The following is a 26,330-nucleotide window of genomic DNA, read 5'->3' as shown; positions in this document are numbered from 1 at the left end:
CGACCGCGGAACGAACGGCAATCGGCGCGCTGGATCCCCGCCCGCTGGCAGCCACCGATCCGGAGGTGGCGCGCGCGATCGATCGCGAACTCGAGCGCCAGCGAACGGGCCTGGAGCTGATCGCGAGCGAGAACTTCGTGTCGCGCGGCGTGCTCGAGGCCACGGGCAGCGTGATGACGAACAAGTACGCCGAGGGCTACCCGGGGCGTCGATACTACGGCGGGTGCGAGTTCGTGGACGTGGTGGAAGACCTGGCCCGGGAACGGGCGCGCGACCTGTTCGGCGCCGACCACGGCAACGTCCAGTCGCACAGCGGCTCCGGCGCGAACATGACCGCGCTACAAGCGCTCACGAAGCCGGGCGCGACGCTGCTCGGAATGGACCTTTCGCACGGCGGGCACCTCACGCACGGATCGCCCGTCAACTTCTCCGGGCTCTGGTACCACGTCGTCCCCTACGGCGTGCGGCGCTCCGACCGGACGATCGACTACGAGGCCCTCCTGGCGACCGCCCTCGAGGTGCGGCCGGCGGTGATCATCTCGGGGGCGAGCGCCTATCCGCGCAAGATCGACTTCGCGCGCTTCGCGGAGATCGCGGAGGCGTGCGGCGCCCGCGTCATGGTCGACATGGCGCACATCGCGGGACTCGTGGCCACCGGGCACCATCCATCGCCGGTCCCGCACGCGGATGTCGTGACGACCACGACGCACAAGACGCTGCGAGGGCCACGCGGCGGTCTCGTGCTGTGCCGCGAGGAGCATGCGGCGGCGGTCGACAAGGCGACCTTCCCGGGGTTGCAGGGTGGCCCCCTGATGCATGTGATCGCGGCGAAGGCGGTTGCGCTCGGCGAGGCGCTGAAGCCCGGGTTCCGCGAGTACTCGGCTCTCGTAGTGCGCAACGGGCGCGCGCTCGCGAGGCGGCTCGCCGAGCACGGCTACGACATCGTCGCGGGCGGGACGGACACGCACCTCGTGCTCGTCGACCTCCGGACGACGGAGCTCACCGGCAAGGATGCGGAGGCGCTCCTCGGCCGGGCCGGCATCACGGTGAACAAGAACACGGTGCCCTTCGAGACCCGCTCCCCGTTCGTGGCGTCGGGGATCCGGATCGGGACCGCGGCCGTTTCCACCCGCTCCATGGCGGAGACGGAGATGCGGACGATCGCCGACCTCATGGACAGGGCGCTTCGCTCGGAGGGTGACGAGGGGGTACTGTCCGCCATCGAGGCCGAGGTGCGCGGGCTGTGCGCCGATTTCCCCCTCTATGGCGGGACGGAGGGTGTCCCCTGAGGCGTCGCGGCTTGACGCCTTCTTTTTTCCCCGTCTAACTTCCGCCACGATGTGCCCTTGCGGGCAGCGCTCTCGGCGGTCGGGAAAAGGGGCCTGTGGCGAAGTGAACACAGCGGGCGCTCTGACGGGAATCAGGCAGCGCAATCCCAGGTATACGGAAGCCGCATACCTGTTTCTGCTCTCCGCGCTCAGGCGTCGGCTGTCGAGTCTCGCGTTGCCGCGTCACATCGGCGGCGCCGAAGTCGCCGACGCCGTGCGGGAACTCGCGCTGGAGCGATTCGGTCCACTGGCCCGGACGGTGCTGGAGCACTGGGGCGTACACGACACGACGGATATCGGCGAGATCGTCTTCGCGCTTGTAGAGTGCGGAGTACTGATCAAGCAGCCGGACGACTCGCGAGAGGATTTCGAGGGTCTCTTCACCTTTGACGAGGCCTTCGAGGACAGCTACCCCTGGAGCGCGTAGGGGAGGAACTCAGGGTCGACCACGCAGCCGTGGGGCGGCGGGGGACGGCAGGCGGCGGTGACGGGCCGGAAACGGGAGGACCGTCCAACATCGGGGAGGGGTGATCGCGTGGCCGATACGTTCACGCAGTGCTTGAGTTGCAGCAAAGGGGTGTTGCTACCGCTCTCGGATTACGGGCGCGACGGGGCGCCGATCCGGTACAAGGCGTGGGTCTGTTCGAACCCCGACTGCGGGTTCAACATCCGGATCGACAACGGTGAGATCAGCTTCGGGCGCAGCGTGCAGCAGTCCTACAAATGACCTCACGGGGGGCGTCGGCCCCGTCCGCAGAGCGATTCCTCCCGAACTGACCCCGCTCCTTCCGTCGGCGGACTGGTGGCGGGTGGCCGCGCGTGAAGTCCCGCTTCCCACCGCGGCCGAGATGGCGGAGATCGACCGACTGGCGATCGAATCCGGGGCGATACCGGAACGCGCGCTGATCGAGAACGCCGGACGGGCGCTGGCTCGCCACCTCCATGAGAGATATCCGTCCGGACGCGTCGTCGTGCTGGCGGGGAGCGGCCACAACGGGGCCGATGCGCTGGTGGCCGGGCGCACTCTGGCGGCCTGGGGCCGCTCGGTCCGTTTCGTTCAGTGCGGGAGCCGCCTCCCGAGCCCCGATGTTCTCGCGGGGTGGAATCTCTCCATCGAACCCGCGCCCGCGCTGGAGCGCGAACTCGCAGCCGCCGCGGTCGCGGTCGACGGCATCCTCGGGACCGGCCTGAGGACGGCTCCCCGTGTCCCCCAGGCCCGGATGATCGAACGCGTGAACGAGGCCAGGGTCCCGGTCGTCTCCGCGGACGGGCCGAGCGGAGTGGACTTCACCACGGGGCACGTCCCCGGAGCGGCGATCCGGGCGGATCTGACCGTGACCTTCGGCTGGCCGAAGCTCGGTCTGCTGCGCTTCCCGGCGCGCGAACGGGTCGGCGACCTGCTCTGCGTGGAGATCGGTTTTCCGCCGCCTGATCCTGCACCGCCGGCCCGCGCGGTCACCGCCTCCTGGGCGGCGGAGCTTCTGGGGGGACGTTCGGCGGCCGCGCACAAGGGGGATGCGGGCTATCTGGCCATAGCGGGCGGGGAGCCCGGCATGGCCGGGGCCGTGATTCTGGCCGTCCGCGCGGCGATCCGGGCCGGCATCGGCATCGTACGCGTGGTGAGCGACCCGGCGAACCGGGACATCGTACAGACGAGCATCCCCGAGGTGGTGTTCGTCGACTGGACGGAAACGGACGCCCTGGAGGCGACGCTTCGCTGGGCCGACGCGGTCGCCGTCGGGCCGGGCCTGGGGACCGGGCCGGAGCGGATCGAACTCGTCCGGCGGGTCCGGGGAGCGGGGACGGCCGCGCTCGTGATCGATGCGGACGGCCTCAACGTGCTGGCGGCGGGCGCGGCGGAGGCGACCCGCGGCCCGGTCGCGCCGGGTCGCCCGGTTCTCCTCACCCCTCACCCCGGCGAGATGGCCCGGCTGCTGGGCTCGTCGGTCGCCGCGGTGCGCGAGGACCCCCCGGCGGCGGCACGCCGGCTGGCCGACGCCGCGAAGGCCACGGTACTGCTCAAGGGTGCGCCGACATGGGTGGCCCGGCCCGGCGGCGAGCTGCGTGCGACGACGCTCGTCAGCCCGGGCTTCGCCAGCGGAGGCATGGGCGATGTGCTCACGGGCGTGTGCGGAGCGTACACGGCGGCGGGTCTCGATCCGGCGGATGCGGCGACCGCCGGGCTTGCCGTGACGGCGCTCGCCGTGCTGCACGGGGTCGATGAGGTCGGCGGATCCGCCGCCGACGTGCCCGACGCGCTGGTGCCGGCGCGCCAGGCGCTCGGGACCGTGTGTCCGGGGGCGTGGCCGGGCGTGTCGCTCGCCCTCCCCGCGGTCGCGGCGGGACGCCCGGCCGGGGCGGCGCGATGACGCGCTTCGGCGGACTGGGTCTCGCCGCGGGGCCCGAGACGGCGCGCATCGCGGCGTTCCTGGAGGAGGCGGGCGCGGGCGCCGGTCCGGCGGATCCGGCGGTCACGATCACGGTGCCTCCCGGAGATGACGCCGCGGCCTTCCGCCTCGAGACGGACGAACAGGTCGTCGTGAGCAGCGACGCGAGCGTGGAGGGGGTCCATTTCCGCCGCGCGTGGATGACGTGGGAGACGATCGGCTACCGGGCCGCCGCGAGCGCGCTCAGCGACCTGGCCGCCATGGCCGCCGCCCCGATCGGCCTCGTCGTTTCCGCCGCGCTGCCTCCGGAGCTGGGGGTCGAGACGGCATCGGCGCTCGGGCGCGGCGTCGGCGAGATCGCGCGCAGCGCGGAGGCCGAGGTGCTGGGAGGCGACCTGGTCGCGTCGCCCGGCCCCGTGTTTCTCGATGTCACGGTGCTGGGGCGCGCGTCGGAGCCGAAGAAGCGCCGCGACGCGCGCCCCGGCGACGAACTCTGGGTCACCGGGGAGTTGGGCGCCGCCGCCGCCGCGCTGCGGGACCTCGAGCGCGGGCTGGAGCCGGATGGAGCGGCCCGCGCGGCCTTCGAGCGGCCACAGCCCCGAATCCGGGAGGCGCGGTGGCTCGCGGAGCGGGTCGATCTCCACGCTGCGATAGACCTCTCCGACGGCCTCCTGCGCGACGCACGACATCTCGCGGCCGCCTCCGGGGTCGCGCTGAACCTCGATGCCGCGCGCGTTCCGGTCGCGTCCCCGCTGGACGGCTTTCGGCGGACGCCGGTCGGGGCGCGCCTCGTCCTCGCGGGCGGGGAGGACTACGAACTGCTCCTCGCCGTGGCGCCCGGCACCATGCGCGGTACGGACCAGACGTTCGCCGCCGAATTCGATCTCCCGCTCACCCGTATCGGGACGGTGACCCGGGGGGAGGGCGTCCGCGTGGACGGACTGGAGGGGCCGGAACTTCCCGGGGGCTTCGACCACTTCGCGTTCGACCCTTGATCAGGAGCGCGCTCTTCTACCCCGTCCTCGTGCTGTCGACCGGAGTCTTCTCGATCCTGGCCGTCCTCCTGACACGGATCGGGGGCGGGCCCGCGGTCGTTGACTGGATCGACCGCAACTGGGCGCGCTCGCTGCTGGTGGCTGCCGGCGTGCGGGTCAGCGTCCGCGGCCTCGAACATCTCGACCGCCCCGGGCCGCAGGTCATCGTCGCCAACCATCAGTCGTACTTCGATGTCTGGGCCCTCATGGCCGCCCTCCCCGTCTCCGTCCGCTTCGTCGCGAAGGGGGAACTCGCCGGGATCCCGCTTCTGGGGCGAGCGATGCGCGACGCCGGTCATGTCCTCATCGACCGCAAGCGCCCGCGGAGCGCGAAGGAAACCTTGCGGACGGCCGGTCGCCGGATGCGGGCGGAAGGGTTGACGCTGGTCCTGTTTCCGGAGGGGACCCGCTCGCGCGACGGTGAATTGGGGCGTTTCCGGCGAGGTTCCTTCGCGCTCGCGCTCGAGACGGGCGTCCCGCTCGTGCCCGCGGCGCTCGACGGGGGACGTCGCGCCTATCCGCCGGGGGCGAAGCGCCTCCGCCCGGGCCGAATCGTGGTACGGCTGGCCCGGCCGATCTCTCTCGAGGGAGTCGATCCTCCGAGCCGGGACGCGCTGATGCGGGAGGCGCGGCGGGCGATCGAATCGATGCTCGGGGAGGGCGGGGAGTCGAGCTCTCGTCCGGAGTCGCCCGACCGCGCAACTTGTTCAGCCGGCAAGGGGTAGTATCTTCCGAACAGTCCGCGGTGGGCCGGCGGACGACCTGGGCGGAGGAGGAAGCGATCGGCCGTCGATCGCCGGGTGGTGGGGGGACACGCCTGCATGAACGCTCCTGCACATCATCGAAGCGAGGGGACGCGGTGACCGCGATCGCGGAAGTCGTGGGCCGCGAGATCGTCGATTCGCGCGGCAACCCGACCGTCGAGGCGGACGTGCATCTCGAGGACGGAACGATCGGCCGGGCCGCGGTGCCCAGCGGCGCGTCGACCGGGGAACACGAGGCCGTCGAACTGCGGGACGGCGACGGGTCGCGGTACGGGGGCAAGGGTGTTCTCCGCGCGGTGTCGCACGTCGACGGCGAGATCGCCGCTGCCGTCCGGGGGCGCGAGGCCGTCGACCAGCGAGGGCTGGACGCGGCGCTCATCGCGCTCGACGGGACGCCGAACAAGGGGCGCCTGGGCGCGAACGCCCTCCTCGCCGTGTCGATGGCGGCCGCGCGCGCCGCGGCGGCCTCGGCCGGAGAGCCGCTCTTCCGTTACCTCGGGTCGGGCGACGCGCACCTTCTTCCGGTCCCCATGCTGAACATCCTCAACGGTGGGGCGCACGCGAACAACACGGTCGACATTCAGGAGTTCATGGTCCTGCCGGTCGGCGCGCCGAGCTTCTCCGAGGGGCTGCGCGTCGGCGTGGAGGTCTTTCACGCGCTGAGGCGGCGACTGTCGGCGGCCGGACACGGCACCGCGGTCGGCGATGAGGGCGGTGTGGCGCCCGATCTCGGATCGAACCGGGAGGCGCTCGACCTCATCGTGGACGCGATCGTGGACGCGGGATACGAACCGGGGCGGGATGTGGTGCTCTCCCTCGACTGCGCGGCGTCGGAGTTCCATGACGCGGAGGCCGGGATGTACCGGCTCGCGAGTGCGGGGGAGGCGGGAGACCACGATGCCGAGGCGCTCGTGGCCCTCTACGCGGACTGGCTCGAGGCGTATCCGATCGTCTCCATCGAGGATGGCCTCGCGGAGGACGACTGGGACGGCTGGGCGGTCCTCACCGCGCACATGGGGGACCGCGTACAACTCGTCGGCGATGACATCTTCGTGACGAGCGTCGACCGCCTCGCGCGCGGCATCGCGAGCGGGGTCGGCAACGCGATCCTCATCAAGCTCAACCAGATCGGGACGGTGAGCGAAACGCTGGACGCGATCCTGATGGCGGCGGAGGCGAACTTCGGCGTCGTGATTTCGCACCGCTCCGGCGAGACCGCCGATACGTTCATCGCGGACCTCGCGGTGGCCACCGGCGCCGGGCAGATCAAGACGGGGAGCGCCTGCCGCTCGGAGCGGGTCGCGAAGTACAACCGGCTCCTGCGCATCGAGGAACGGCTGGGTTCGTCGGCGGTCTATCCCGGCGCCACGATGTACGGAGGCTGAGCATGGCGGAGGCGGCGAACCGTCGTTTGAGCCGGATCATCGCCTTCGTGGCGCTGGTCGCGGCCGGCTACTACTGGATGGTCGGAGGAGAGTACACCCGGGCCGGGGTGTCCCGCCTCGAGGAGGAGACGAGATCCCGAGAAGCGGAGATCGCCGCGCGCGAGGCCGCCCTCGCCGCCCTCGACGCCTGGGCCGACAGCCTCGTGGCCCATCCGTGGGCGATCGAGCGGGTCGCGCGTGAGCGCTACGGGTTCGTCCGCCCCGGCGAGATCCTCCTGCGGTTCGTCGAACTGGGAGACGAAGCCCGCCCCGGGACCGAACTCGCCACGCGGCCCGAGGAGCCGGCCTCGCGCTGAGGCGGCGGGTTGACCGGCGCGCGAGGATGTGTAGGATGCGCAGCCACAACGCGGCAGGGTAGCTCAGCCTGGTAGAGCAAGGGACTCATAAGCCCTGGGTCGGGGGTTCAAATCCCCCCCCTGCCACTCGTTTCCCGTGTCGCGCCGACCGATGTAGACTGTCCCCATGACGACGAGACACGAATCACGGAACGGCGGCGAGCCCCGAGCGGGGGCTGTGCGGGCCCTCGTGCGCTTCTCCGGCGAGCTCTCGACCAAGGCGCGACGCACCCGATCCCGCTTTCAGAAACAGCTGGCGCGGAACCTGCGTGACGGGTTCGCGGCGGAGGGCGTCGAGGCGAGACTGCGGTTGGACTGGAGCCGCTTCTACATCGAGGGGGCGGACCACGGCTTCCTGGGGCCGCTGAGGCGGACGTTCGGCGTGTCCAGCTGTTCCGTGCTCGCCGGCGAGTGCGAAGCCGAGCTTGACGCCATCGTCACGGTCGGGAAGTCGCTCTTCGGCGACGCGGTGCGCGGCCGCAGATACGCGGTGCGGGCGCGCCGTTCCGGCTCGCATGGCTTCTCTTCCTCCGACATCCATCAGCGTCTCGGGGCGGCGCTCAACCCCGGCGCGACCGTCGATCTGGACGATCCGGACGTGACGGTGTTCGTCGAGGTCCGCGACGGCAGGGCCGTCTTCTACGAGGACAGTGTCCGGGGCGCATCGGGTCTTCCGCTCGGAGTGCAGGGGCACGCGCTCGCGCTCATCTCGGGCGGCTTCGATTCGCCCGTCGCGGCCTGGATGGCGCTGCGGCGGGGCGTCCGCCTCGACTATGTCTTCTGCAACCTCGGAGGACGCGCGTACGAGCGCATGGTCGTCGAGGTGACCAAGATCCTCGCGGATCGCTGGAGCTACGGGACCCGGCCCCGGCTCCATGTGCTCGAGTTCGGCCCGGTCGTCGAGGCGATGCGGGCTCGCGCGAAACCCGCCTACCTCCAGGTCGTCCTCAAGCGGATGATGTATCGGGCCGCGGCGGAGATCGCGGCGCGGGCCGGAGCCGACGCGCTGGTGACCGGCGAATCGGTCGGCCAGGTCTCGTCCCAGACGCTCCGCAACCTGCGGGCCATCGAGAACGCTTCCTCGCTCCCGGTCCTCCGCCCCCTGCTCGGGTTCCACAAGGAGGAGATCCTCGAAAGGGCGCGCGAGATCGGGACCTACGACCTGTCCGCGCGGGTGCGCGAATACTGCGACCTCGTACCCCAGCGGCCCGTCACCGCCTCGACACCGGCCGCGGCGGAGGCGCAGGAAGCGGCCGTGGGCTTCGAGGAACTGGACGGCGCGATCTCCGGCGCCACGACCTGCGACCTGCGCGAACTCCGCCCCGAGTCGATGGTGGGCGCCTCGCTGTACGTGACCGCCGTGCCCGAGGGCGCCGAGATCATCGACACCCGTCCGGCGCGGGCGTTCGAATCGTGGCACTGGCCGGGTGCGGTTCGTCACGACCTGATGGAGCTCGAACGTGACTTCCCCGACCTGGACCGCACGGTGACCTACGTCCTCTGCTGCGCGGAAGGGGTGCGCACGGCCTACCTCGCCGAAGCGATGCAGCGGGCCGGCTACGAGGCGTATTCCTTCCTCGGCGGCGCGCCGCGCATGCGGCGGCTCCTCCGCCCACCCGCTTCCGGATCCCCCGATCGCAACGCGTTTTGACACCCCCGCCCACACGGCGCGAGCTTGGGGCGCATGAGCGGGGAGAGAAACGGGGCGACGGCCTCGCTGGAGGCCGCGAGAGAGGGCGAAGTGCCGACCCACGTCGCCGTCATCATGGACGGGAACGGCCGCTGGGCGAGGCGGCGCGGCCTGCCGAGATCGGAAGGACACCGCGCGGGGATGACGGCGGTGCGCGAGACGATCGAGGGGGCGGCGGAAGCCGGTGTATCCCACCTCACCCTGTACGCCTTCTCTCACGAGAACTGGTCCCGGCCGCCGACCGAAGTGGAGGCGCTCATGGCGCTGCTCGAGGAGTACGTGCGGAGCCAGGGAGAGGCCCTGGCGCAGCGCGGGATCCGGGTCACGGTGTTCGGCGACCGCATGCGACTGCCGGAACCGGCGCGCCGCGCGATCAAGGAACTCGAGACTTCCACGGCGGGCGGGGCGAAGCTGGACGTCCATCTGGCGATCAGCTACGGGGCGCGGGCGGAGATCGCGGGTGTCGCCCGCGATCTGGCCCGGAGGTGCGTCCGTGGGGAACTGTCCCCGGAAGAGATCGATGCGGAGCGCTTTGCGGCGGAACTGCTCACGCGCGACTGGCCGGACCCCGATCTGCTGATCCGGACCTCGGGGGAGCAACGACTCTCCAACTTCCTCCTCTGGCAACTTGCCTACGCGGAGATCTTCGTCACGGATGTGCTTTGGCCCGATTTCACCCGAGAGCACCTCTTCGGCGCGCTCGTCGACTACCGGCGTCGGGAGCGGCGATTCGGGCTGGTGAAGACGTGATGGTCGCGATCGCGCCGTGAGTCCCAATCTCCGCAAGAGGCTGGCCGTCGCGGGCGCGGGCATTCCGCTCTGCGCGCTGGTCACCTATGCCGGCGGGTACGTGTTCGCGGCGGGTCTCGGCGCCGTCGCCGCGATCGGATATCGGGAGTTCGCGGGGATGACGCGGGGGGCCGGGACCCGCGCGTTCGTCGTGCCGGGTTCGATCGCGGCCTTCCTCTTTCCGCCGGTCGTCCTCGCGGCCGGGTTCGAGGGTGCCGCGCTCCTCGCGACGGGTCTCGTGCTGGGGTTCCCGGCCCTCGCGCTCGCGACGATCGACCTTGAAGAGAGGCCGATCCGGAGCGCCGCCGTCACGACGTTCGGCGCCCTGTACGTCGGAGGTCTCCTCGCCTTCGGGATCCCGCTGCGCGAGGGCTGGGTCCTCCTCCCGCAGGAGGGCGGGGCGGAAGGCGGGCGGATCCCGGGGACGCTCCTCTTCTTCCTTCCGGTGACCCTGACCTGGATCGCCGACACGGCCGCCTACGCCGGTGGCCGGAGCTTCGGCAGGCGTCCGCTCGCGCCTCGCGTGAGCCCGAACAAGACGATCGCGGGGGCTGTGTCCGCGCTCCTCGGGAGCGTGGCCGTGGCCGTCCTGTACCCGCGGTTCCTGCTTCCCGACGCCTGGACGCTGGGCCTGCCCCGCACGCTCGCCTTCGGGCTCGTGGTCGGGGTGCTCGCCATCGTGGGTGACCTCGCCGAATCGGCCCTGAAGCGTGAGTGCGGGGTCAAGGACTCTTCCCGCCTGCTTCCGGGACACGGGGGGATGCTGGACCGGCTGGATTCGGTGCTGTGGGCGCTTCCCGCCGCGCTCCTCTTCCTCGCCTTCGCGGCATGAGCGGGGGAGCCGCGTGAAGCGGGTCGCCGTCCTCGGCGCCACGGGGTCCGTCGGAGCGGGGACGCTGGAGGTCATCCGTCGCCACCCCGACCGGTTCCGCGTGACCGTGCTGACCGCCCACCGGAACCGGGAGGCGCTCGACGCGCTCGCCCTCGAGTGGGAACCGGAGTTCGTCGTTCTCGGGACGCCGCCGCCGGACGGGTTCACGCCGCGCTGGTCCGGCGAGTGGCGCGTCGGCCCGGATGCTCTCGAGGATGCCGCGCGCTCCCCCCGCGCCGATCTCGTGCTCAACGCGCTCGTGGGCTTCGCCGGCCTCGGGCCGACGCTCGCCGCGCTCGGGGCGGGGAAGCGGCTCGCGCTGGCCAACAAGGAATCCCTCGTGGCGGGGGGCGACCTCGTGCTCCGGGCGCTCTGCGAGGGAGGCGGCGAACTGCTGCCGGTCGACAGCGAGCACTCCGCCGTCCACCAGTGCCTCGCCGGACGCCCCGCGGCGGAGATCGCGCGCATCACCCTTACGGCGTCCGGCGGTCCGTTCCGGACGTGGCCGGCCGCGCGGCTCGCCGCCGTCCGTCCGGCCGACGCGCTGAGGCATCCCACGTGGGCGATGGGGTCGAAGATCACCATCGACTCCGCCACGCTCGCGAACAAGGCGCTGGAAGTCATCGAAGCCCACACCCTGTTCGGCATCCCGTACGAACGCATCGACGTCGTCGTACATCCGACGTCGATCGTCCACTCGGTCGTGGAGTTCCGCGATGGCTCCTCGCTCGCCCAGCTTGGGCGGCCGTCGATGGAGATCCCGATCCTGTGGGCGCTCGGGTATCCGGAGCGGCTGGACGACGCGCGCGTCGAGCCGGGTTTCGATCCCATACGGGACGGACCGCTGGAGTTCGAACCCGTGCGGGAGGACGCGTTCCCGCTCTTCCGGGCGGGGGTCGCGGCGGGAGAGGCGGGAGGCGAGTTTCCCGTGGCCTTCAACGCGGCCAACGAGGTCGCGGTCGAGAGATTCCTCGCCGGACAGATCGGTTTCGAGGAACTCTCCGGAGTCGTGCTCCGTACCCTTGAAGGGTTCTCGTCGCGCGCCATCGAGTCGGTGGAGGACGTACGGCGGATCGACGCCCGGGCGCGCGGGATCGCCCGGGAAGCGCCGGGCGCGCGGAGTCGGCGAAGCCGGAATCGGGTGTCAACGAGTCGGGAGACCAACGAGTGATCATCACCATCCTGGTAACGGTCATCGTCCTCGGCGTGCTCATCTTCGTGCACGAACTGGGGCATTTCGCGGCGGCCAAGAGCGTCGGCATCGAGGTGCCGCGGTTCTCGATCGGGCTGGGCCCGAAGATGGCGGGCTTCCGGCGCGGGGAGACCGAGTACGTGCTGTCGTGGATCCCCCTCGGGGGCTACGTGAAGATGGCCGGGGTGGCCGATGAGGAAGTCGCCGGGAAGCTCGAGGGCGGGACCGAGAGTCCGCCCGGAACGGAGGAGCGCGGCGCGGCGGGAACCTCACCCCGTGACTTCGACGCGAAGCCGTTCTGGGCCAGGGTGATGGTGATCTCGGCGGGCGTCATCATGAACTGGCTGTTCGCCGTCGTGGCGTTCGCCGCGATCGCCATGGGGCAGGGCGTGTTCGAGCCGCGCATCGTGGAGGTCGCCCCGGGTTCCCCCGCCGCCGAGGCCGGTCTGCGGGACAACGACCTCATCCGGCGGGTCGACGGGGTCTCGGTGCACGATCCGACCCAGGTCACGATGCGGATCGAACGGCGGGCCGGCGAATCCGTCGACATCGTCGTCGAGCGTGACGGGGAGGATCTCACCTTCGTCGCCACGCCGGACGCGGTCGAGCAGTTCTCCGACCTCACCGGCGACTCTCGCACGGTCGGTCGCATCGGCATCCGCCTCGGGGCCGATGGCGGGCGGGCGGGGCCGATCGAAGCGCTCGGACGGGGCTGGTCGAGCGCGACCTACTGGAGTGGCGCCGTCGTCCAGTTCCTGACCGATCTCGTCACGGGGCGGAGTTCGGCGCGCGAGATCGGCGGGCCGATCATGATCGGCGAGATCTCGGGGCGGGCGGCGCGCGCCGGGATCTGGGAGCTGCTCGGCTTCATGGCGGTCATCAGCATCAACCTCGCCATCTTCAATCTGCTGCCGATCCCCATCCTCGACGGGGGGCACCTCCTCTTCCTGGGGATCGAAGGCCTGCGCGGCGGCAGGGCCCTCAGCGTCCAGCAGCGCATGCGCTTCACCACGGTGGGCATGGTCTTCGTGCTCGCGCTCATGCTGTGGGCCGTCGGGAATGACGTGCTGAGGGTGATCCTCAGATAGACAGCGAGAGCTGCGCGCCATCGCCGCGGCTCCTCACGAGCTCGGCCACGTCGTATCGGGGACCGGGAAGGTCCTGCCCGGCGGTCTCCAGGAGTCCGCCGTATCGCGACGGCTCCAGTCCGATGGAGACCCTCTCGAGGGCCAGTTCCGGGTCGTTGCACTCGTGACTCAGGTGCGCGAGGAGGATGCCTCCCAGTCCGGGATGCGCCAGTTCGCGCGCGAAGTCGGCTGCGTGACGGTTCGACAGGTGCCCGCGGCTGCCCCCGATCCGTTGCTTCACGCGCCAGGGATAGGAGGCGGCCCGGAGCCGTCCTTCGTCGTGGTTCGCCTCCAGGACGAGGAATGCGCATCCACGCAGCGCGTGGCGGACGGGCGTGGTGGGCCTCCCGAGGTCCGTGGCGATCCCGGCGCGCAGTCCGGTGGGCCGGTGCAGGACCGTGATCGCCACGGGGGCCGCCGCATCGTGATGGGTCGGGGCCGCCTCGATCGCGAGGTCCCCCACCTCGAGGCCGGTTGACGAGAGGTCCCGGCACGCCTCGCCACCCCGCAGGAGCGCTCGGCAGGCGCGGTGGGTGGGCGCGTTCATGGCGAGCCGCCAGCCCCAGCGACGCGCCCCGATCCCGATCCCGGCCGAATGGTCCCGGTGCTCGTGCGTCACGACGACGAGGTCGATCGCCTCGGGCTCCACCTCGAGCGCCTCGAGCCGCCGTGCGAGCTGAACACCGGAAAAGCCGGCGTCCACGAGCACGCGCGCCCGCCCCCCCTCGACGAGGAAGGCGTTGCCGCGGCTCCCGGTCCCGAGCGAGGCCACGGAGAACGTCATGGCCCGCAGGCCTCGTCCCACACGTCCCCGAGCCAGCCCCGGAACGGCGCGTCGGCCTCGAGGCCGCGTCGCGCGACGACCCGGGTCGCGGTGGCGATGAACGCCTCCCGGCGGCAGCGCTCCCGCGTCCGGCCCGGGCCCCAGGAGAAGGGCTCGACCCATGTGGGCGGCATCTCCGCCCCGAACAGGCTCGAGCCGGCGCCGACGACGGTGCCCGTATCGAGGCGAGCTCCGATCCCGGTCTTCACATGGTCTCCGAGGAGACAACCGAGCTTGACGAGCCCGGTGTCGGTCCGGGCTCCCGGAGGGCCGATCCGGACCGTTCCATAGGTGTGCTTGAGGTCGCTGTTCGTCGTCATGGCGCCCAGGTTGACCCAGCGCCCCACGTAGGCGTGGCCGAGGTATCCGTCGTGCGCCTTGTTCGAATATCCGAGCACCGTGACGCCGTCCATTTCCCCCCGCACGAAGGAGAAGGGTCCGCCGCTGAAGCGGGAGAGGGCGCCGCCGAGGAGCCTGGAGCGGGGGCCCGCGTAGAGGGGACCGGCCAGACGGGCCCCCGTACGCACCTCGACGCCGGGACCCAGTTCGATCGGGCCCTCGCGCGCATCGAAGAGCACGCCCGGTTCGACCCGCGCGCCCTCTCCGAGTCGGATCGCCTCGCTGCCGAGCCGCCGGCAGCCGTCCGGCAGGTCCCACACGGCCGTACCGATCGTCGCCGCCAGATCGTCGGCCAGCCGGGCCGGACCGCCGGACACGAGGTCCCACGGATGGAGCAGCCATTCGCCGGGCAAGGTGCGGTCGGCGAGCCCGGGTTCGGGGCTCGGGGCGGCGAACCAGTCCGGCCGCGGCGGCCGCCCCCCGGGCGCGAGCCGGATACCGGCGAGTTGCCCCGCGACCCAGAAGTTGGCGGGCGAGCGGCCCCACGCCGCGTCGAGCGCCGGCACGGCCCGCGAACTCCAGTAGGTGGCGGCGTCGGGCAGCCGGTCCGGTCCGAGGCTCGCCGGCGCCCCGGCCTCGGCGTACCGGCGCAGCCAGGGGCGGGTCACATGACCCGTCACGCGCGTACCGGCCACACGCTCCAGTCGCTCGCGCAGCGTCCAGCGTCCGAAGATGAGTTCCCCACACGGCCGGGTGAGCGAAAAAGGGGCCCACCCGTCCGCGAGTTCGTCGTCGAACATGACGAGTGCGGTCAAGGCGGCTGCCCGGGGGGCGGCTCCTCCGCTTCGAGCCGGCGGAGGTGGGCATCGAGCGCCGCGGCCTCCTCACGCGGCATCACGAGCACCTCTCCGTTCGCCTCCACGATCACGAGGCCGGAGACTCCGATGACCGTCGCGCGGCGCGCCTCCGTCCACACGACGTTGTCCGCCGCATCGAGCAGGCGGGCGGGGCCCGTGACGACGTTCCCGGCATCGTCGCCGGCTCGCGCGCGTGCAAGGGCGGTCCACACTCCGAGGTCATCCCAGGCGAAGCTCGCCTCGACCGTGGCCACGCGATCCGCGCGTTCCATGACGCAGACATCGATGGCGGTCGCCTCGGCCCGCGCGAAGAACTCGCGCGCGTTCCCGTCCTCCAGCGCCGCCCAGCCGGCCGCCAGTTCGCTCGCGTGCGCCCGGGCGACCGCCAGCAGATCGGCCGCCCTCCACACGAAGATGCCCGAGTTCCAGAGGAAACGCCCGGATTCCACGTACTCCCGGGCCGTCCCGGGGCCGGGCTTCTCCACGAAGCGCAGGACCGCGCGCGCGCCCGAGGCCATCTCCCGTCCCACTTCCACGTAGCCGAACCCGGTCTCCGGCCGGTCGGGCCGCACGCCGACGCAGCAGAGATATCCCTCCCGGGCGGCCTGCACGGCCGATTCCAGCGTATCCCGCAGCGCCGCCTCCGGCGCGATTCTATGATCCGCGTGCAGCGAGATCATCACGGCGCCGGGGTCTTCCCGCTCGATCTCGCTCGCCGCCCACACGAGCGCCGGGCCGGTGCCGCGCGCCCGCGGTTCGACGAGCGCGCGGATCCCGGAGCCCTCCAGAGGCGGCCGCATGAGCCGCACGAGGTGTTCGGACGCGAGGATCCGCACCCGGCCCGCGCCGACGAGACCCGTCGCCCGGGCCAAGGTCTCATCGAGAAGGGGTGTGGGACCGGCGAGGGGCAGGAACTGCTTGGGCCGGTCGGGGGTCGAAGCGGGCCAGAACCGACGTCCGATCCCGCCCGCGAGGACCGTGCAGTACGCGTCGAAATGCACCGACAAGGACTCCCTCCCGTCCTCCGTTCCGCCCCCTCTCGCGCGCCGGGAGCCTCCCCGTCGCGGGCCGGCCACGCCGTCGCCAAGCTACGCTCGCCCCACCCCCGACGCCACGCCGGTGTCCCCGCCGCGCGGAAGCCCTTTTTTCTTGCCCGAGACACGGCGGAACGCCAGTTTCCGCGCCATGCTCCCCCGCGACCGAAGGCCCCCCGCCGCTCTCCCGGCGGCGCTGATTCTCGTGCTCGCCGTGGCCGCCTGCGACGATCCGTTCGCGGCCTTCCTCGGCGACGTACCCCTCACGCCCACGGAGACCACGCTGTTCGACTACCGGACGGCGCGTATCCAGGATCCCCCGGCCTTCGACATCGTGCGCGCCGTCCCGGCGCGCGTCGACCAGACGCTCCACTGGGATTTCCTGTTCCAGATCCGTGCCGGCGTGCCGGAACTGGTCCCGTTCTCGGCGGCGGCGGACAGCGTGACGGATTCGGGCCTCCAGGTGTCGGACGAGCGCTTCGAGGAGGTCCTCGAGGCCCCGGAGGAGGGGTACACGCTCAACAGCCCCGTGCCGGTCCGCCCCGGCGACGTGCTCATCGGGCGCAGCCGGGTCGACCCGACCCAGTTCCTCGCCTGCAGCCGATACGCGAAGCTCCGGATCCTCGATGTCGACCTGGAGGCGGGCACGCTCACCTTCGAGCACCTCGTGAATCCGAACTGCGGCGACACCGTGCTCGAACCGGGGGAGCACGGGTCGCTATGATGCCCGCCTCCGCGCCCGCGCCCGCCTGGCCATGCTCGACCTGAAGGCCATGAGAGAGGCTCCCGCCCGCGTTCTCGACGCCATGGCGCGACGCGGCGATGAGCGGGCCGGGCGGCTCGTGGAGGAGACCCTCGGGGCCGACGAGGCGAGACGACGCCTCATCCACGAGGTGGAAGTCCTCCGGGCCCAACGGAACGCGGCGTCGAAGGCGATTGCCGAGACGAAGAAGGCCGGCGAGGACGCATCGCGGCAGATCGAGACGATGAGGCGCGTGGCGGCGCGCATCAAGGCCCTCGATGTCGACCTTGCCCGTACGGAGGCCGGGATTCGCGAGAACCTGCTCCGGATCCCGAACATCCCCGACCCCCGCGTGCCGCCGGGAGAGGAGGGGGAGGGGCCGACGATCGCGGAGTGGGGTCGCCCGCGGAAAGACGACATCCCGCCGCACTGGGAACTCGGCGCCACCCACGGGTACACGGATCCCGGCGGCGCGGGATTCCCGGGCGGGCGAACCCCCGCTCTGGACATCGAGCGCGGCACGAGGATCGCGGGCTCGGGCTTCCCGCTGCTCGTCGGGGGTGGAGCGCGGCTCTCCCGCGCGCTCATCCAGTTCATGCTCGACCTCCACGTCCGCGAGCACGGGTATCTGGAGGTGCTGCCTCCGCTGATGGTCTCCCGCGACTCGATGACGGGTACCGGGCATCTCCCGAAATTCGAGGACGACGCCTATCGCACGGATCCCGACGACCTCTTCCTCGTACCGACGGCCGAGGTCCCCCTCACGAACCTGCATCGGGGCGAGATCCTGGCCGACGCCGACCTCCCGCTCGCCTACGTCGCTCACACGCCCTGTTTCAGGCGGGAAGCGGGCGCCGCGGGCCGGGATACTCGCGGGCTTCTGCGCGTCCACCAGTTCGACAAGGTCGAGCTCGTCCGCATCTGCCGGCCGGAAGAATCGGAGGCGCAACTCGAACTTCTCACCCGCCACGCCGAACGGGTGCTCGAACTCCTCGAGATCCCGTATCGGTGCGTGCTGCTCCCGCTGGGGGATCTCGGCTTCGCCAACGCGATCACGTACGACCTGGAGATCTGGGCGCCCGGCGTCGAGGCGTGGCTCGAAGTGTCGAGTTGCTCATCCTACACGGACTATCAGGCGCGGCGGGCCGACATCCGGTATCGGCCCCGGCCCGGTGCCCGTCCCGCCCACGTCCACACGCTGAACGGCTCGGCGGTGGCGCTGGCCCGGTTGCTCGTCGTCCTGCTCGAGACCGGATTCCGCCGGGGCGAGGGGGTCCTGCTCCCGGAGATCCTGCACCCCTATCTCGGCTTCGAGCGCCTCGAGATCTGCCGGTGACCCGGTTCTGGACCCGTCGCGTGGCCGCCCTTCTCGTCGCGATCCTCTCCTCCGGCGTCCTGCTCTCCTTCGTCGTTTTCTCCCGGCAGCAGGCCGAGGAGCGGCGTCTCGACGCGGCGGTCTTCGGGCGGCTGCGGGCCATCAGCGTAGCGGCCGCCGCCGGCAACCTCTCAGTGGAGGAGGTCATCGAACTGTGGAACGGGGCCTCGGCGGAAGTCCTCGCCCAGGTGGAGCGGCTTCAGATCCCCGTCGTGGTCTCGGACACGCTCGGGAACCCGACGAGCTGGGCCCACCTGCCCGACGACTTCCCGCGCGGCCCCGACGGCAAACCCGACGAACAGGCGCTGCGGTCTCACTTCGAGGCGCCCGGCCTGCAGGTGCATTTCGGCGATCCCGAGTTTCTCCGCCGCCTGGAGTGGATCCCGTGGCTGGCGGCGGCCGCCCTGGTCGTCATCGTGGGCGGCGGCGCGTGGCTCCTCCTCACCTCGTTCAGGAGCGAGAGAGAACGCATCTGGTCCGCGATGGCCCGGGAGTCGGCCCACCAGATGGGGACTCCGCTGAGTTCTCTCGTCGGCTGGCTCGAGGTTCTGGAGCATCGGCCTCGCCCGGAAGCGGCCCGGGTGGGCCAGCCCGATCTCATCGACGAGATGGCGGCGGATGTGAACCGCCTGCAGAAGGTGTCCCGCCGCTTCGAACTCATCGGCCACAAGCCCAAGCTCGAACCGGTCTCGGTGCGCGCGACGGTCGTCCGTCTCAGGCAGTACTTCGAGGCGCGGCTTCCCACGCTGGCGAGCGCGAGCAAGATCGAGATCGACGTCGACATCGACCCCGAGGCTCCCGATGTGCTCGGGAACGAGACCCTCCTGGAGTGGGCGTTCGAGAACCTGGTCCGCAACGCCGTGGATGCGCTGGCGACGGAGGGCGGACGGATCGGGATCTCCCATCTCGGTCCCAACGGGAAGCGGTCGGTCTATCGGGTGAGGGATACCGGACCCGGGATCCCTCCGGCCCTGGGCGACAAGATCTTCAATATCGGCGTCACCACGAAGGAACGCGGCTGGGGTGTCGGCCTTTCTCTCACGCGCCGCATCATCGAGGACATGCACGACGGGTCCATCCGTCTCGAGGACACGACGCGCGGCGCGAGCTTCCGGATCGAACTCCCGCGCCATCGTCCCGCGCGGAAGCCGCGGCGGTGAGCGGGCTTCGGCTGAACCCCGAGCAGCGGGAGGCGGTCGAACACCCCGAGGGTCCGCTCCTCGTGCTCGCCGGCGCGGGGTCCGGCAAGACACGCGTGCTCACGGCGCGGGCCGCCCGCCTGATCCGCGAAGGCCTGGCCCCCGGCCGCCTTCTCGCCGTCACGTTCACGAACAAGGCGGCCGGCGAGATGCGGGAGCGGATCGAGGGTCTCATCGGGCGATCGACGCGCGGCCTCTGGATCGGGACTTTCCACTCGATCGCCGCCCGGCTCCTTCGCATCGAAGCGCCGTTCACGACCCGCTCGCGCGCCTTCACGATCTACGATGAAGATGACTCCGTCCGCACGATCCGGGATGTGATGTCGTCGCTGGGGCACGATCCCAAACGGTGGCCGCCCCGTGCCGTGAGAACCCGGATCTCCTCGGCCAAGAACGCCCTCGTGGGGCCCTCCGAATACGCCGCGGACGCGTTCGACCCGTTCGGGAAGATCGTGGCCGCGGTCTACCCCGCGTATCGGCGTGAACTCGAACGGCGGAACGCCTACGACTTCGACGATCTCCTGTTCGAAACCGTCCGGCTGGTCGAGGGGGCGGAGGGCGTCGGGGAACGATACGCCGACCGCTTCGTGCACGTGCTGGTCGACGAATATCAGGACACGAACCACGCCCAGTACCGGATCGTGAAGGCGCTGGCCGCCGCCTACCGGAACCTTTGCGTCGTCGGGGACGACGATCAGGCCGTGTACGGATGGAGGGGGGCCGACATCCGGAACATCCTGGACTTCGAGGCCGATTTCAGCGGCGCCCACGTCGTGCGGCTGGAGCGAAACTACCGTTCCACGGGGTCGATCCTCGAAGTCGCGAACGCCGTCATCTCGCAGAACTTCTCGCGCAAGCCGAAGCGGCTCCGCGCCCAACGGGAGATGGGCGATCCCATTCAGGTGGTCCGGTGCGGCGACGAGCGCGACGAGGCGGCGTGGGTTTCATCGCGGATCGAGGGCGAGCGCGGCGATCGGGGATTGAACGAGTTCGCCGTGCTGTACCGGACGAACGCACAGTCGCGCGCGTTCGAGGAGGCGTTCCGGCGCGCCGGTATCCCGTACCGCATCGTGGGAGGAGTCCCGTTCTACGAGAGACGCGAGGTGAAGGACGTCCTCGCCTACCTTCGGCTTCTGGTCAACCCGGCCGACGACGTCGCCTTCGTGCGGGCCGTGGCCTGGCCGCGCCGGGGCGTGGGGGCGAAGAGCCTGGAGCGCCTGGAGGAGGTCGCCGACCGGCGCGATGAGCCGCTCGCGCTGGCCGCGGAGCGGGCCGAGCGCGGCGACGGGATCCCGCCCGCGGCCCTGCGCGGACTTCGGCACTTCGTGGAAGGACTGCGGCAGGTGCGCGCCTCGCTCGCGGACCGCACGGCGCGCGAGGCGATGGAGGCCTGCGTCGCCACGTTCGGCCTGGCGACGGCGCTCGCGGAGGAAGAGGACGGCGCGGACCGCCTCGAGAATGTGAGCGAGCTGCTCGCCGCGGCCGAGGCGTTCGAGCGAGAGGATGCCGAGGATGCGGTCGACGAAGCGGCCGATCTCGAACTGTTCCTGCAGTCCGTCTCGCTGCGCTCGGACCTCGACGAGGCGGATTTCGAGGGCGAAGCCGTGACGCTGATCACCCTGCACAATGCGAAGGGACTCGAGTTCCCGGTCGTCTTCCTCGCGGGACTCGAGGAGGGGCTCTTCCCCCTCTCCCGGGCGATCGAGACCCCGGAAGGGCTCGAGGAGGAGCGGCGCCTGTTCTACGTCGGCGTCACGAGGGCGATGGATCATCTGAATCTGACCTACGCCGACACGCGCTGGAGGGCCGGGATGTCGAGCCGCTCGGCGCCATCGAGCTTCCTCGACGAACTGCCGGCCGAACACGTGCGGTCGCGGCTCGGCGCCGGGCTCGGATTGCGCGCCCGGCGACGGTGGAGCGGCGCGGCCTCCCGGCGGCGTTCCTTCGCGGGCGGCGGGGCGGCCACGCGCCCGGACGCGACGCGTGCGGACCGCTCGTACTCGTGGCGACAGGGCCCCGCGCGCTCACCGGGTCGGGAAGGGGATGCCGGCGAGGAGGGCGAACTCCGGTACGACTACGAAGATTCACAGGAGCCGCTGGCGTTGGCGCCGGGCGTTCGGGTCGTGCATCCCCGCTTCGGGGCGGGGGAAATCCTTCAGGTGCATGGATACGGGCGCGAGGCGAGGGTCGACATCGACTTCGACGACGCCGGCCGCAAGAAGGTCGTCGTCGCCTACGCGGGGCTGCGGCCGGCCTGAATCGGGACGGTCAGCCGGGTCGGCGGTCCCCGATGGCGCGCCCCCCCGGCTTTTCGCCCGATACCTTGCGGCTTCCGCGCCGTAGCCCGCGCAGGAGCGAGGCCGTGGAGACGAAGGTCGCCTCCGCCTCCTCCTGGATGACCGCCACGAGCGCCGCGACCTCGACCACGCGTTCCTCGACGAGTTCCACCATGCGTCCGGTCGACTCGGTCGCGTTGCCGATGGCGTCGCTCACGTCGTCCACATCGCGCTTCAGGCGCGCCGCGATCTGTCGGGCCTGGTCGCTCGCCTGTTCGGCGTTGCGCAGCACCGGCCGGAGCCGCTCGTTGAGGTCGGTGACCGCGCCGGATACGCGGGCAAGCGGCTCGCGCACGTCGCGCAGCAGCCGGATTCCGTACACCAGGATGATGAGGATCACCATGGCGAAGATGACCCATAGCGCCATGCCGACAACGACCGCGATCTCGAAGGTGGACACCGCCACTCCTTACGGGGGAAGTTGGAGGGGAGTATAGGCCCGGCCCCCGAGGGGCTCAACATCGCTTGCCGCCCTCCGCCCACCGGCTACTTTCCGCGCGGTCGAGGGACGGGTGGGAGGAGACGCGATGCACTTTCGGATCGAGGGCGGACACGCGTTGAGCGGCGTGTTCACGCCGGCCGGGAACAAGAACGCCGCCCTTCCGGTCCTCGCCGGAGTCCTCCTGGCGCGTGAACCCGTCCGGCTGGAGAACGTCCCTCGCATCCAGGACGTGGAGACGCTGCTCCGCCTGCTCGAGGATCTCGGTGTGCGCGGCGGCTGGGCCGGCCCGGGCGTCCTCGAGTTGAGCGCCGCGGACGTCGATCCGGGAGCTACGCTCGACCCGGAAGTCGTCGGACGCATCCGGGCCTCGGTGCTTCTGGCCGGCCCGATGCTCGCCCGCATCGGCACGTTTCAACTCGTCCAGCCGGGCGGCGATTTCATCGGTCGGCGCCGTCTCGACACGCACATGCTCGCGCTCCAGGCGCTGGGCGCGACGGTGAACGTGGGAGACGGCTACCTGCTCCGGACCCGGGGACTCCGCGGCGCTTCGATCTTCCTCGACGAGCCCTCCGTCACGGGGACGGAGAACGCCGTGCTCGCGGCGGTGACGGCGGAGGGGACGACGGAACTCCGTAACGCGGCGACCGAGCCGCACGTCCAGGACCTGTGCCGCTTTCTCGCCACGCTCGGGGCCAGGATCGAGGGGATCGGGACCCCGCGGCTGTGCATCGAGGGGGTGGACGCCCTCGGAGGCGGGACCTTCCGGCTCGGGCCCGACCACATCGAGGTCGGGAGCATGATCGGTCTCTCCGCGGCGACCGGCTCGAACCTCCGCATCGCGGAGGTGGACCGAACCCATTTCGACCCCCTGCGGGTCGGATTCCAGCGCCTCGGGGTGGAGTTCGGCTGGCGCGACGACCACCTGCTCGTGCACGGGGCCGGGGAAATCGAGATCCGGCCCGACCTCGGCGGCCAGATTCCCAAGCTCGACGACGGACCCTGGCCGGCCTTTCCCGCCGACCTGACCAGCATCGCCCTCGTGACCGCGACCCAATGCCGCGGCACCGTGCTCATCCACGAGAAGATGTTCGAGTCCCGGATGTTCTTCGTGGACAAGGTGATCGCGATGGGGGCCCGAATCGTCCTCTGCGATCCGCACCGCGCGGTCGTGGTCGGGCCGTCCCCGCTGCGGGGAGCGAGGCTGGAGAGTCCCGACATTCGCGCCGGGATGGCGCTGCTCATCGCGGCCCTCGCGGCGGAAGGCACGAGCGAGGTGCACAACATCGGCCAGATCGAGCGCGGATACGAGCGCATCCACGAACGACTGGGCGCGCTGGGCGCCCGGATCGAACGCGTCGCGCCGGACGGCCCGTGACGCCCGGGCGGGTCGCGGCGGGGGACACCCCGGAGGAAATCATCGGTGCCCGGGCGCTCGATGGGCTCGAAGTCGAGGAAGTCTCGCGTGAGGGGGTCCTCAGGCTGACGCCGTGGGAGGCGCTGGATCCGAACATCGTGTGTGGTATCACGACGGCCGCCGGGGGAGATTTCGGGGTTGCGGTCTCGTCACCGGCGCGGGTGGCGGAGGCCTACGGGACGCTGGCCCGCAGACTCGGCTTCGGCCGCGTATCGGTGCCGACGCAGGTCCACGGCACCGCGATCCACGAGGTGCCGCGCCGTTCGGGCGCGGAGAGTGCGGAGGGTGCGGTCCCCGTCGTCGAACGGGCGGGTCGCGTCGATGGCCAGGTCACGGGCGCCCGGGGGTGCCTGCTCGCCGCCACGGCGGCCGATTGCGCGCCCATCGCGCTCTGGAGTCGGGCGACGGGACGGATGGGCCTCGTCCACGCCGGGTGGAGAGGGGCCGCGGCGGGGATCCTCGTGCGCGCCCGCCTTGATCTGAGGGGCCTGCTGGCCGGGCAGGCTCTCACGGCGGGCGTGGACCGCGCCTCGATCTCGAGTTCGCGGCATTGTACCGCCTGCGGTCCGATCCCCCTGCACTCCCATCGCGCGAGTGGCGGCAAGGCGGGCCGGATGGCCGCGTTTCTGGGGCGCCGAACGGACTGAGGCGACCTCCGCCGGGCTTGGTTGCCGCCGGTTTGCGTCCGCCCTATCTTGACAGCCGCAGGTCCACATACCGTCCCGCGCGGGCCCGGCGGGCGATGGCGTTACTCGAAGTGGGGAAGCTGTACGGGCCCCACTTTTTTTTGCTGATAAACGGTTACCGTGCGCGGCTGCGGGCCGCCGGAGGTCGACCATTCTGGACGCGGCGCACATCGAGCGGGCCGTCGAGGCCCTGGGGTTCGAGGTCGTGCAGCTGGAGCGCGGAGGCGGCCGCCGCCGGCCGCTGCTCCGGCTCCGGATCGACCGCCCGGGCGTTTCGGCCGGCCGCTCGGGCGTCACGGTGGAGGATTGCGCGGCGGTCGCGAGGGAAGTCCGCGCCCGTTCGGCGGAAGCGAACGGGGGAGACGAGAACTGGGTGCTGGAAGTCTCCTCCCCGGGAGTCGACCGGCCGCTGGTGAAGGCGGCGGACTACGCGCGCTTCGCGGGGTCGCGGGTTCGCGTGAAGGGGTACGCGCCGCTGGCGGAGCGCGGGCGGCGGCTCGACGGGACGCTCCTCGGGCTGGCCGCCGGGCCCTCGGAGGCGTTTGCGCTGGAGGTCGATGGGGATCGCGTGGAGATCCCGCTGGAGGCCGTCGCCTCCGCGCGCCTGGTCTACGACTGGGACGCGGTGGGAGGCGGCGAGGGAGACAAGGGAAAGAGATGAGCGATCAGATCCCGGTCGTTGAGGCGTTCCGCATGATGGCGGCCAACAAGTCGCTGACGGAGTTGGAATTGCATGGTCTCATCCGCGAGGGGATCCATGCCGCGCTGGCTCGTCGGTTCGGAGGCCCGGTCGAAGCGGAGATCGACGTCACGGACGAAGGGGACATCTCGATCGTCGTGCTGAAGGAGGTCGTGGCGGAGGTTGAGGACCCCGCACGCGAGGTCACCCTGGAGCAGGCGCGTTGGGACGATCCCGACTTCGAGGTCGGCGACCTCATGGAAATCCCGGTCGACTTCAGGGAATTCGGGCGCAGCGCCGTGATGGCAGCCAAGCAGCGGATCATCCAGCGGATTCGCGAAGGTGAGCGCGACCGGATTCGCATGGAATTCAATGATCGGGTCGGGGATCTCGTGTCGGGCGAGGTGCAGGCCAGCGAGCGGGGCAAGCTTGTCGTGATGCTGAATCGTTCCCGGGAAGCGGAGGCCATCATCCCGTGGCGAGAGCAGAATCCCCGGGAGCGTTTCCGCCAGGGCGAGCCGATCCGCGCCGTGCTGAAGCTGCTCGAGGAGACGTCTCGAGGTCCGCGGCTCATCCTGTCGCGGGCGGACCCGCAGTTCGTCGCGTCCCTGTTCGCGCTCGAAGTGCCGGAGATCTACCACAACATCGTGGAGATCAAGGAAATCGTCCGGGAAGCCGGCGGGCGCACCAAGGTGGCCGTCGCGTCCCGTGACGAATCCGTCGATCCAGTGGGAGCGTGCGTCGGCCTCAAGGGATCACGCGTGCAGGCGGTGGTTTCCGAACTGAGCGGTGAACGCATCGACATCGTCCCTTGGCACCCCGATCCCGAGATCTTCGCTCGCCGGGCGCTGGCTCCGGCCCGGGTGGCCAAGGTGATCTCCGATCAGGAGCGGCACGTGATCACCGCGATCGTCGATGAGGACCAGCTGTCGCTCGCGATCGGACGCAATGGGCAGAACGTGCGCCTGGCGTCCCAGTTGATCGGGTGGCAGATCGATCTCTACTCCAGCCGGGACTGGATTGAGCGCGGCGGCCAGAGTGGCCTGTTCGGGGGCGGGGAGGACTACGAGATCTCCGATTTCCCGCTCTCGGAACTGGAGGGAATCGCGCCCGCAACGCTGGCCGCGCTCGAGGCGGCGGGAATCGGCAGCTTCTACGGCCTGCTGGACATGGACCGGGGGGATTTTCTCCAGGTCCCCGGGATCGGAGGGGAAGAGGCGGATACGCTCGAAGCGCTGGTCGACGAGCTGACCGTCGTCGACGAGACGTCCCCGGACGCGGCCGTGGCCGGGAAGGCGGCGGAGGAGGCGGCTGGCGAGACGGCCGATGTGGCCGGCGAGACGGAGGAGGAGGCTGGCGAGACGGCGGACGTGGTCGGCAGCGAGATGGCCCCGGAGGCCCTGGAGAGCGCGGCGACTTCCGGGGAGGCGACCGGCTGAGTC

Annotated in this window: 25 protein-coding genes and 1 tRNA gene; 22 read left to right on the top strand and 4 right to left on the bottom strand. The window is 71.2% G+C overall.

From position 1 onward, the window contains the following. Nucleotides 1-29: 29 nt before the first annotated feature. From glyA to rseP, 14 genes are all read left to right on the top strand, one after another. Nucleotides 30-1,289, top strand: a complete 1,260-nt coding sequence (glyA, locus tag ACOQPP_RS05285; protein WP_420635977.1) for a serine hydroxymethyltransferase — start codon at nt 30-32, stop codon at nt 1,287-1,289. Between the two features lie 103 nt (nt 1,290-1,392). Beyond that, nucleotides 1,393-1,755: a Minf_1886 family protein gene (locus ACOQPP_RS05280; RefSeq protein WP_419166289.1), complete on the top strand. Its 363-nt coding sequence runs from the start codon at nt 1,393-1,395 to the stop codon at nt 1,753-1,755. A 132-nt stretch (nt 1,756-1,887) separates the two neighbouring features. Beyond that, entirely contained in the window at nt 1,888-2,055 is a 168-nt protein-coding gene (locus ACOQPP_RS05275) for a hypothetical protein (RefSeq protein WP_420635950.1), read from the top strand. Nucleotides 2,056-2,137: 82 nt separating this feature from the next. Next, a complete protein-coding gene (locus tag ACOQPP_RS05270) occupies nt 2,138-3,697 on the top strand; it encodes an NAD(P)H-hydrate dehydratase (RefSeq protein WP_420635949.1) in 1,560 nt (519 codons plus the stop codon). Continuing rightward, nucleotides 3,694-4,710, top strand: coding sequence for a thiamine-phosphate kinase (gene thiL / locus ACOQPP_RS05265; protein ID WP_420635948.1), 1,017 nt, complete (start codon nt 3,694-3,696; stop codon nt 4,708-4,710). The genes ACOQPP_RS05270 and thiL overlap by 4 nt, the downstream gene beginning before the upstream one ends. Next, on the top strand, nt 4,707-5,474 hold the full coding sequence (locus ACOQPP_RS05260; protein ID WP_420635947.1) for a lysophospholipid acyltransferase family protein: 768 nt from the start codon (nt 4,707-4,709) through the stop codon (nt 5,472-5,474). The genes thiL and ACOQPP_RS05260 overlap by 4 nt, the downstream gene beginning before the upstream one ends. A 134-nt stretch (nt 5,475-5,608) precedes the next feature. Next, entirely contained in the window at nt 5,609-6,898 is a 1,290-nt protein-coding gene (gene eno / locus ACOQPP_RS05255; protein ID WP_419166294.1) for a phosphopyruvate hydratase, read from the top strand. Between the two features lie 2 nt (nt 6,899-6,900). Beyond that, a complete protein-coding gene (locus ACOQPP_RS05250; RefSeq protein WP_420635946.1) occupies nt 6,901-7,254 on the top strand; it encodes a septum formation initiator family protein in 354 nt (117 codons plus the stop codon). Between the two features lie 52 nt (nt 7,255-7,306). Beyond that, nucleotides 7,307-7,380: transfer RNA gene (locus ACOQPP_RS05245), tRNA-Met, on the top strand. A gap of 40 nt (nt 7,381-7,420) precedes the next feature. Further along, nucleotides 7,421-8,944: a tRNA uracil 4-sulfurtransferase ThiI gene (gene thiI / locus ACOQPP_RS05240; RefSeq protein ID WP_419166296.1), complete on the top strand. Its 1,524-nt coding sequence runs from the start codon at nt 7,421-7,423 to the stop codon at nt 8,942-8,944. Nucleotides 8,945-8,977: 33 nt separating this feature from the next. Then, complete coding sequence (uppS, locus tag ACOQPP_RS05235; RefSeq protein ID WP_419166297.1) at nt 8,978-9,733, top strand: polyprenyl diphosphate synthase; 756 nt, start codon at nt 8,978-8,980, stop codon at nt 9,731-9,733. 16 nt (nt 9,734-9,749) lie between these two features. Next, nucleotides 9,750-10,604, top strand: coding sequence for a phosphatidate cytidylyltransferase (locus ACOQPP_RS05230; protein ID WP_420635945.1), 855 nt, complete (start codon nt 9,750-9,752; stop codon nt 10,602-10,604). Between the two features lie 13 nt (nt 10,605-10,617). Next, on the top strand, nt 10,618-11,814 hold the full coding sequence (gene dxr / locus ACOQPP_RS05225) for a 1-deoxy-D-xylulose-5-phosphate reductoisomerase (RefSeq protein WP_419166299.1): 1,197 nt from the start codon (nt 10,618-10,620) through the stop codon (nt 11,812-11,814). After that, complete coding sequence (gene rseP / locus ACOQPP_RS05220) at nt 11,811-12,923, top strand: RIP metalloprotease RseP (RefSeq protein WP_420635944.1); 1,113 nt, start codon at nt 11,811-11,813, stop codon at nt 12,921-12,923. The genes dxr and rseP overlap by 4 nt, the downstream gene beginning before the upstream one ends. Here the strand turns inward: rseP and ACOQPP_RS05215 are convergent. The 3 genes from ACOQPP_RS05215 to ACOQPP_RS05205 are packed head-to-tail and all read right to left on the bottom strand — an operon-like array spanning nt 12,916 to nt 15,982. After that, nucleotides 12,916-13,746 (bottom strand): MBL fold metallo-hydrolase, encoded by an 831-nt coding sequence (locus ACOQPP_RS05215; RefSeq protein ID WP_419166301.1) that lies wholly within the window; start codon nt 13,744-13,746, stop codon nt 12,916-12,918. The genes rseP and ACOQPP_RS05215 overlap by 8 nt on opposite strands. Continuing rightward, nucleotides 13,743-14,939, bottom strand: a complete 1,197-nt coding sequence (locus ACOQPP_RS05210) for a putative sugar nucleotidyl transferase (RefSeq protein WP_420635943.1) — start codon at nt 14,937-14,939, stop codon at nt 13,743-13,745. Before ACOQPP_RS05210 ends, ACOQPP_RS05215 begins: the two co-directional genes overlap by 4 nt. Beyond that, entirely contained in the window at nt 14,936-15,982 is a 1,047-nt protein-coding gene (locus ACOQPP_RS05205) for a mannose-1-phosphate guanylyltransferase (RefSeq protein WP_420635976.1), read from the bottom strand. Before ACOQPP_RS05205 ends, ACOQPP_RS05210 begins: the two co-directional genes overlap by 4 nt. Nucleotides 15,983-16,130: 148 nt before the next feature. Here ACOQPP_RS05205 and ACOQPP_RS05200 point away from each other — a divergent pair, with 148 nt between their 5' ends. From ACOQPP_RS05200 to ACOQPP_RS05185, 4 genes are read left to right on the top strand one after another with little or no spacing between them, the layout of a single operon-like run. After that, entirely contained in the window at nt 16,131-16,739 is a 609-nt protein-coding gene (locus tag ACOQPP_RS05200; protein WP_419166303.1) for a hypothetical protein, read from the top strand. A gap of 31 nt (nt 16,740-16,770) precedes the next feature. After that, complete coding sequence (gene serS / locus ACOQPP_RS05195) at nt 16,771-18,093, top strand: serine--tRNA ligase (protein WP_419166304.1); 1,323 nt, start codon at nt 16,771-16,773, stop codon at nt 18,091-18,093. Further along, nucleotides 18,090-19,292, top strand: coding sequence for a sensor histidine kinase (locus ACOQPP_RS05190; protein ID WP_419166305.1), 1,203 nt, complete (start codon nt 18,090-18,092; stop codon nt 19,290-19,292). Before serS ends, ACOQPP_RS05190 begins: the two co-directional genes overlap by 4 nt. Then, entirely contained in the window at nt 19,289-21,589 is a 2,301-nt protein-coding gene (locus tag ACOQPP_RS05185; RefSeq protein ID WP_420635942.1) for an ATP-dependent helicase, read from the top strand. The genes ACOQPP_RS05190 and ACOQPP_RS05185 overlap by 4 nt, the downstream gene beginning before the upstream one ends. Nucleotides 21,590-21,599: 10 nt before the next feature. Here the strand turns inward: ACOQPP_RS05185 and ACOQPP_RS05180 are convergent, their stop codons facing one another. Next, nucleotides 21,600-22,067, bottom strand: coding sequence for a hypothetical protein (locus tag ACOQPP_RS05180; protein WP_419166307.1), 468 nt, complete (start codon nt 22,065-22,067; stop codon nt 21,600-21,602). Nucleotides 22,068-22,194: 127 nt separating this feature from the next. Here ACOQPP_RS05180 and murA point away from each other — a divergent pair, with 127 nt between their 5' ends. From murA to nusA, 4 genes are all read left to right on the top strand, one after another. After that, complete coding sequence (gene murA, locus ACOQPP_RS05175) at nt 22,195-23,484, top strand: UDP-N-acetylglucosamine 1-carboxyvinyltransferase (RefSeq protein WP_419166308.1); 1,290 nt, start codon at nt 22,195-22,197, stop codon at nt 23,482-23,484. Next, entirely contained in the window at nt 23,481-24,170 is a 690-nt protein-coding gene (locus ACOQPP_RS05170) for a polyphenol oxidase family protein (protein ID WP_420635941.1), read from the top strand. The genes murA and ACOQPP_RS05170 overlap by 4 nt, the downstream gene beginning before the upstream one ends. A 67-nt stretch (nt 24,171-24,237) precedes the next feature. Next, entirely contained in the window at nt 24,238-24,870 is a 633-nt protein-coding gene (rimP, locus tag ACOQPP_RS05165) for a ribosome maturation factor RimP (RefSeq protein ID WP_420635975.1), read from the top strand. After that, entirely contained in the window at nt 24,867-26,327 is a 1,461-nt protein-coding gene (gene nusA, locus ACOQPP_RS05160; protein ID WP_419166310.1) for a transcription termination factor NusA, read from the top strand. The genes rimP and nusA overlap by 4 nt, the downstream gene beginning before the upstream one ends. Nucleotides 26,328-26,330: the final 3 nt, after the last annotated feature.

The organism is Candidatus Palauibacter sp. (assembly GCF_965222475.1).
Taxonomy (GTDB): domain Bacteria; phylum Gemmatimonadota; class Gemmatimonadetes; order Palauibacterales; family Palauibacteraceae; genus Palauibacter.
This window is presented reverse-complemented; position numbering and strand designations above follow the sequence as displayed.

Bases quoted from the DNA above. Each gene is read 5' to 3' on its own strand.
- thiL (WP_420635948.1), top strand. From the start codon at position 3,694: ATGACGCGCTTCGGCGGACTGGGTCTCGCCGCGGGGCCCGAGACGGCG.
- ACOQPP_RS05250 (WP_420635946.1), top strand. From the start codon at position 6,901: ATGGCGGAGGCGGCGAACCGTCGTTTGAGCCGGATCATCGCCTTCGTG.
- thiI (WP_419166296.1), top strand. From the start codon at position 7,421: ATGACGACGAGACACGAATCACGGAACGGCGGCGAGCCCCGAGCGGGG.
- uppS (WP_419166297.1), top strand. From the start codon at position 8,978: ATGAGCGGGGAGAGAAACGGGGCGACGGCCTCGCTGGAGGCCGCGAGA.
- ACOQPP_RS05215 (WP_419166301.1), bottom strand. From the start codon at position 13,746: ATGACGTTCTCCGTGGCCTCGCTCGGGACCGGGAGCCGCGGCAACGCC.
- serS (WP_419166304.1), top strand. From the start codon at position 16,771: ATGCTCGACCTGAAGGCCATGAGAGAGGCTCCCGCCCGCGTTCTCGAC.
- murA (WP_419166308.1), top strand. From the start codon at position 22,195: ATGCACTTTCGGATCGAGGGCGGACACGCGTTGAGCGGCGTGTTCACG.
- nusA (WP_419166310.1), top strand. From the start codon at position 24,867: ATGAGCGATCAGATCCCGGTCGTTGAGGCGTTCCGCATGATGGCGGCC.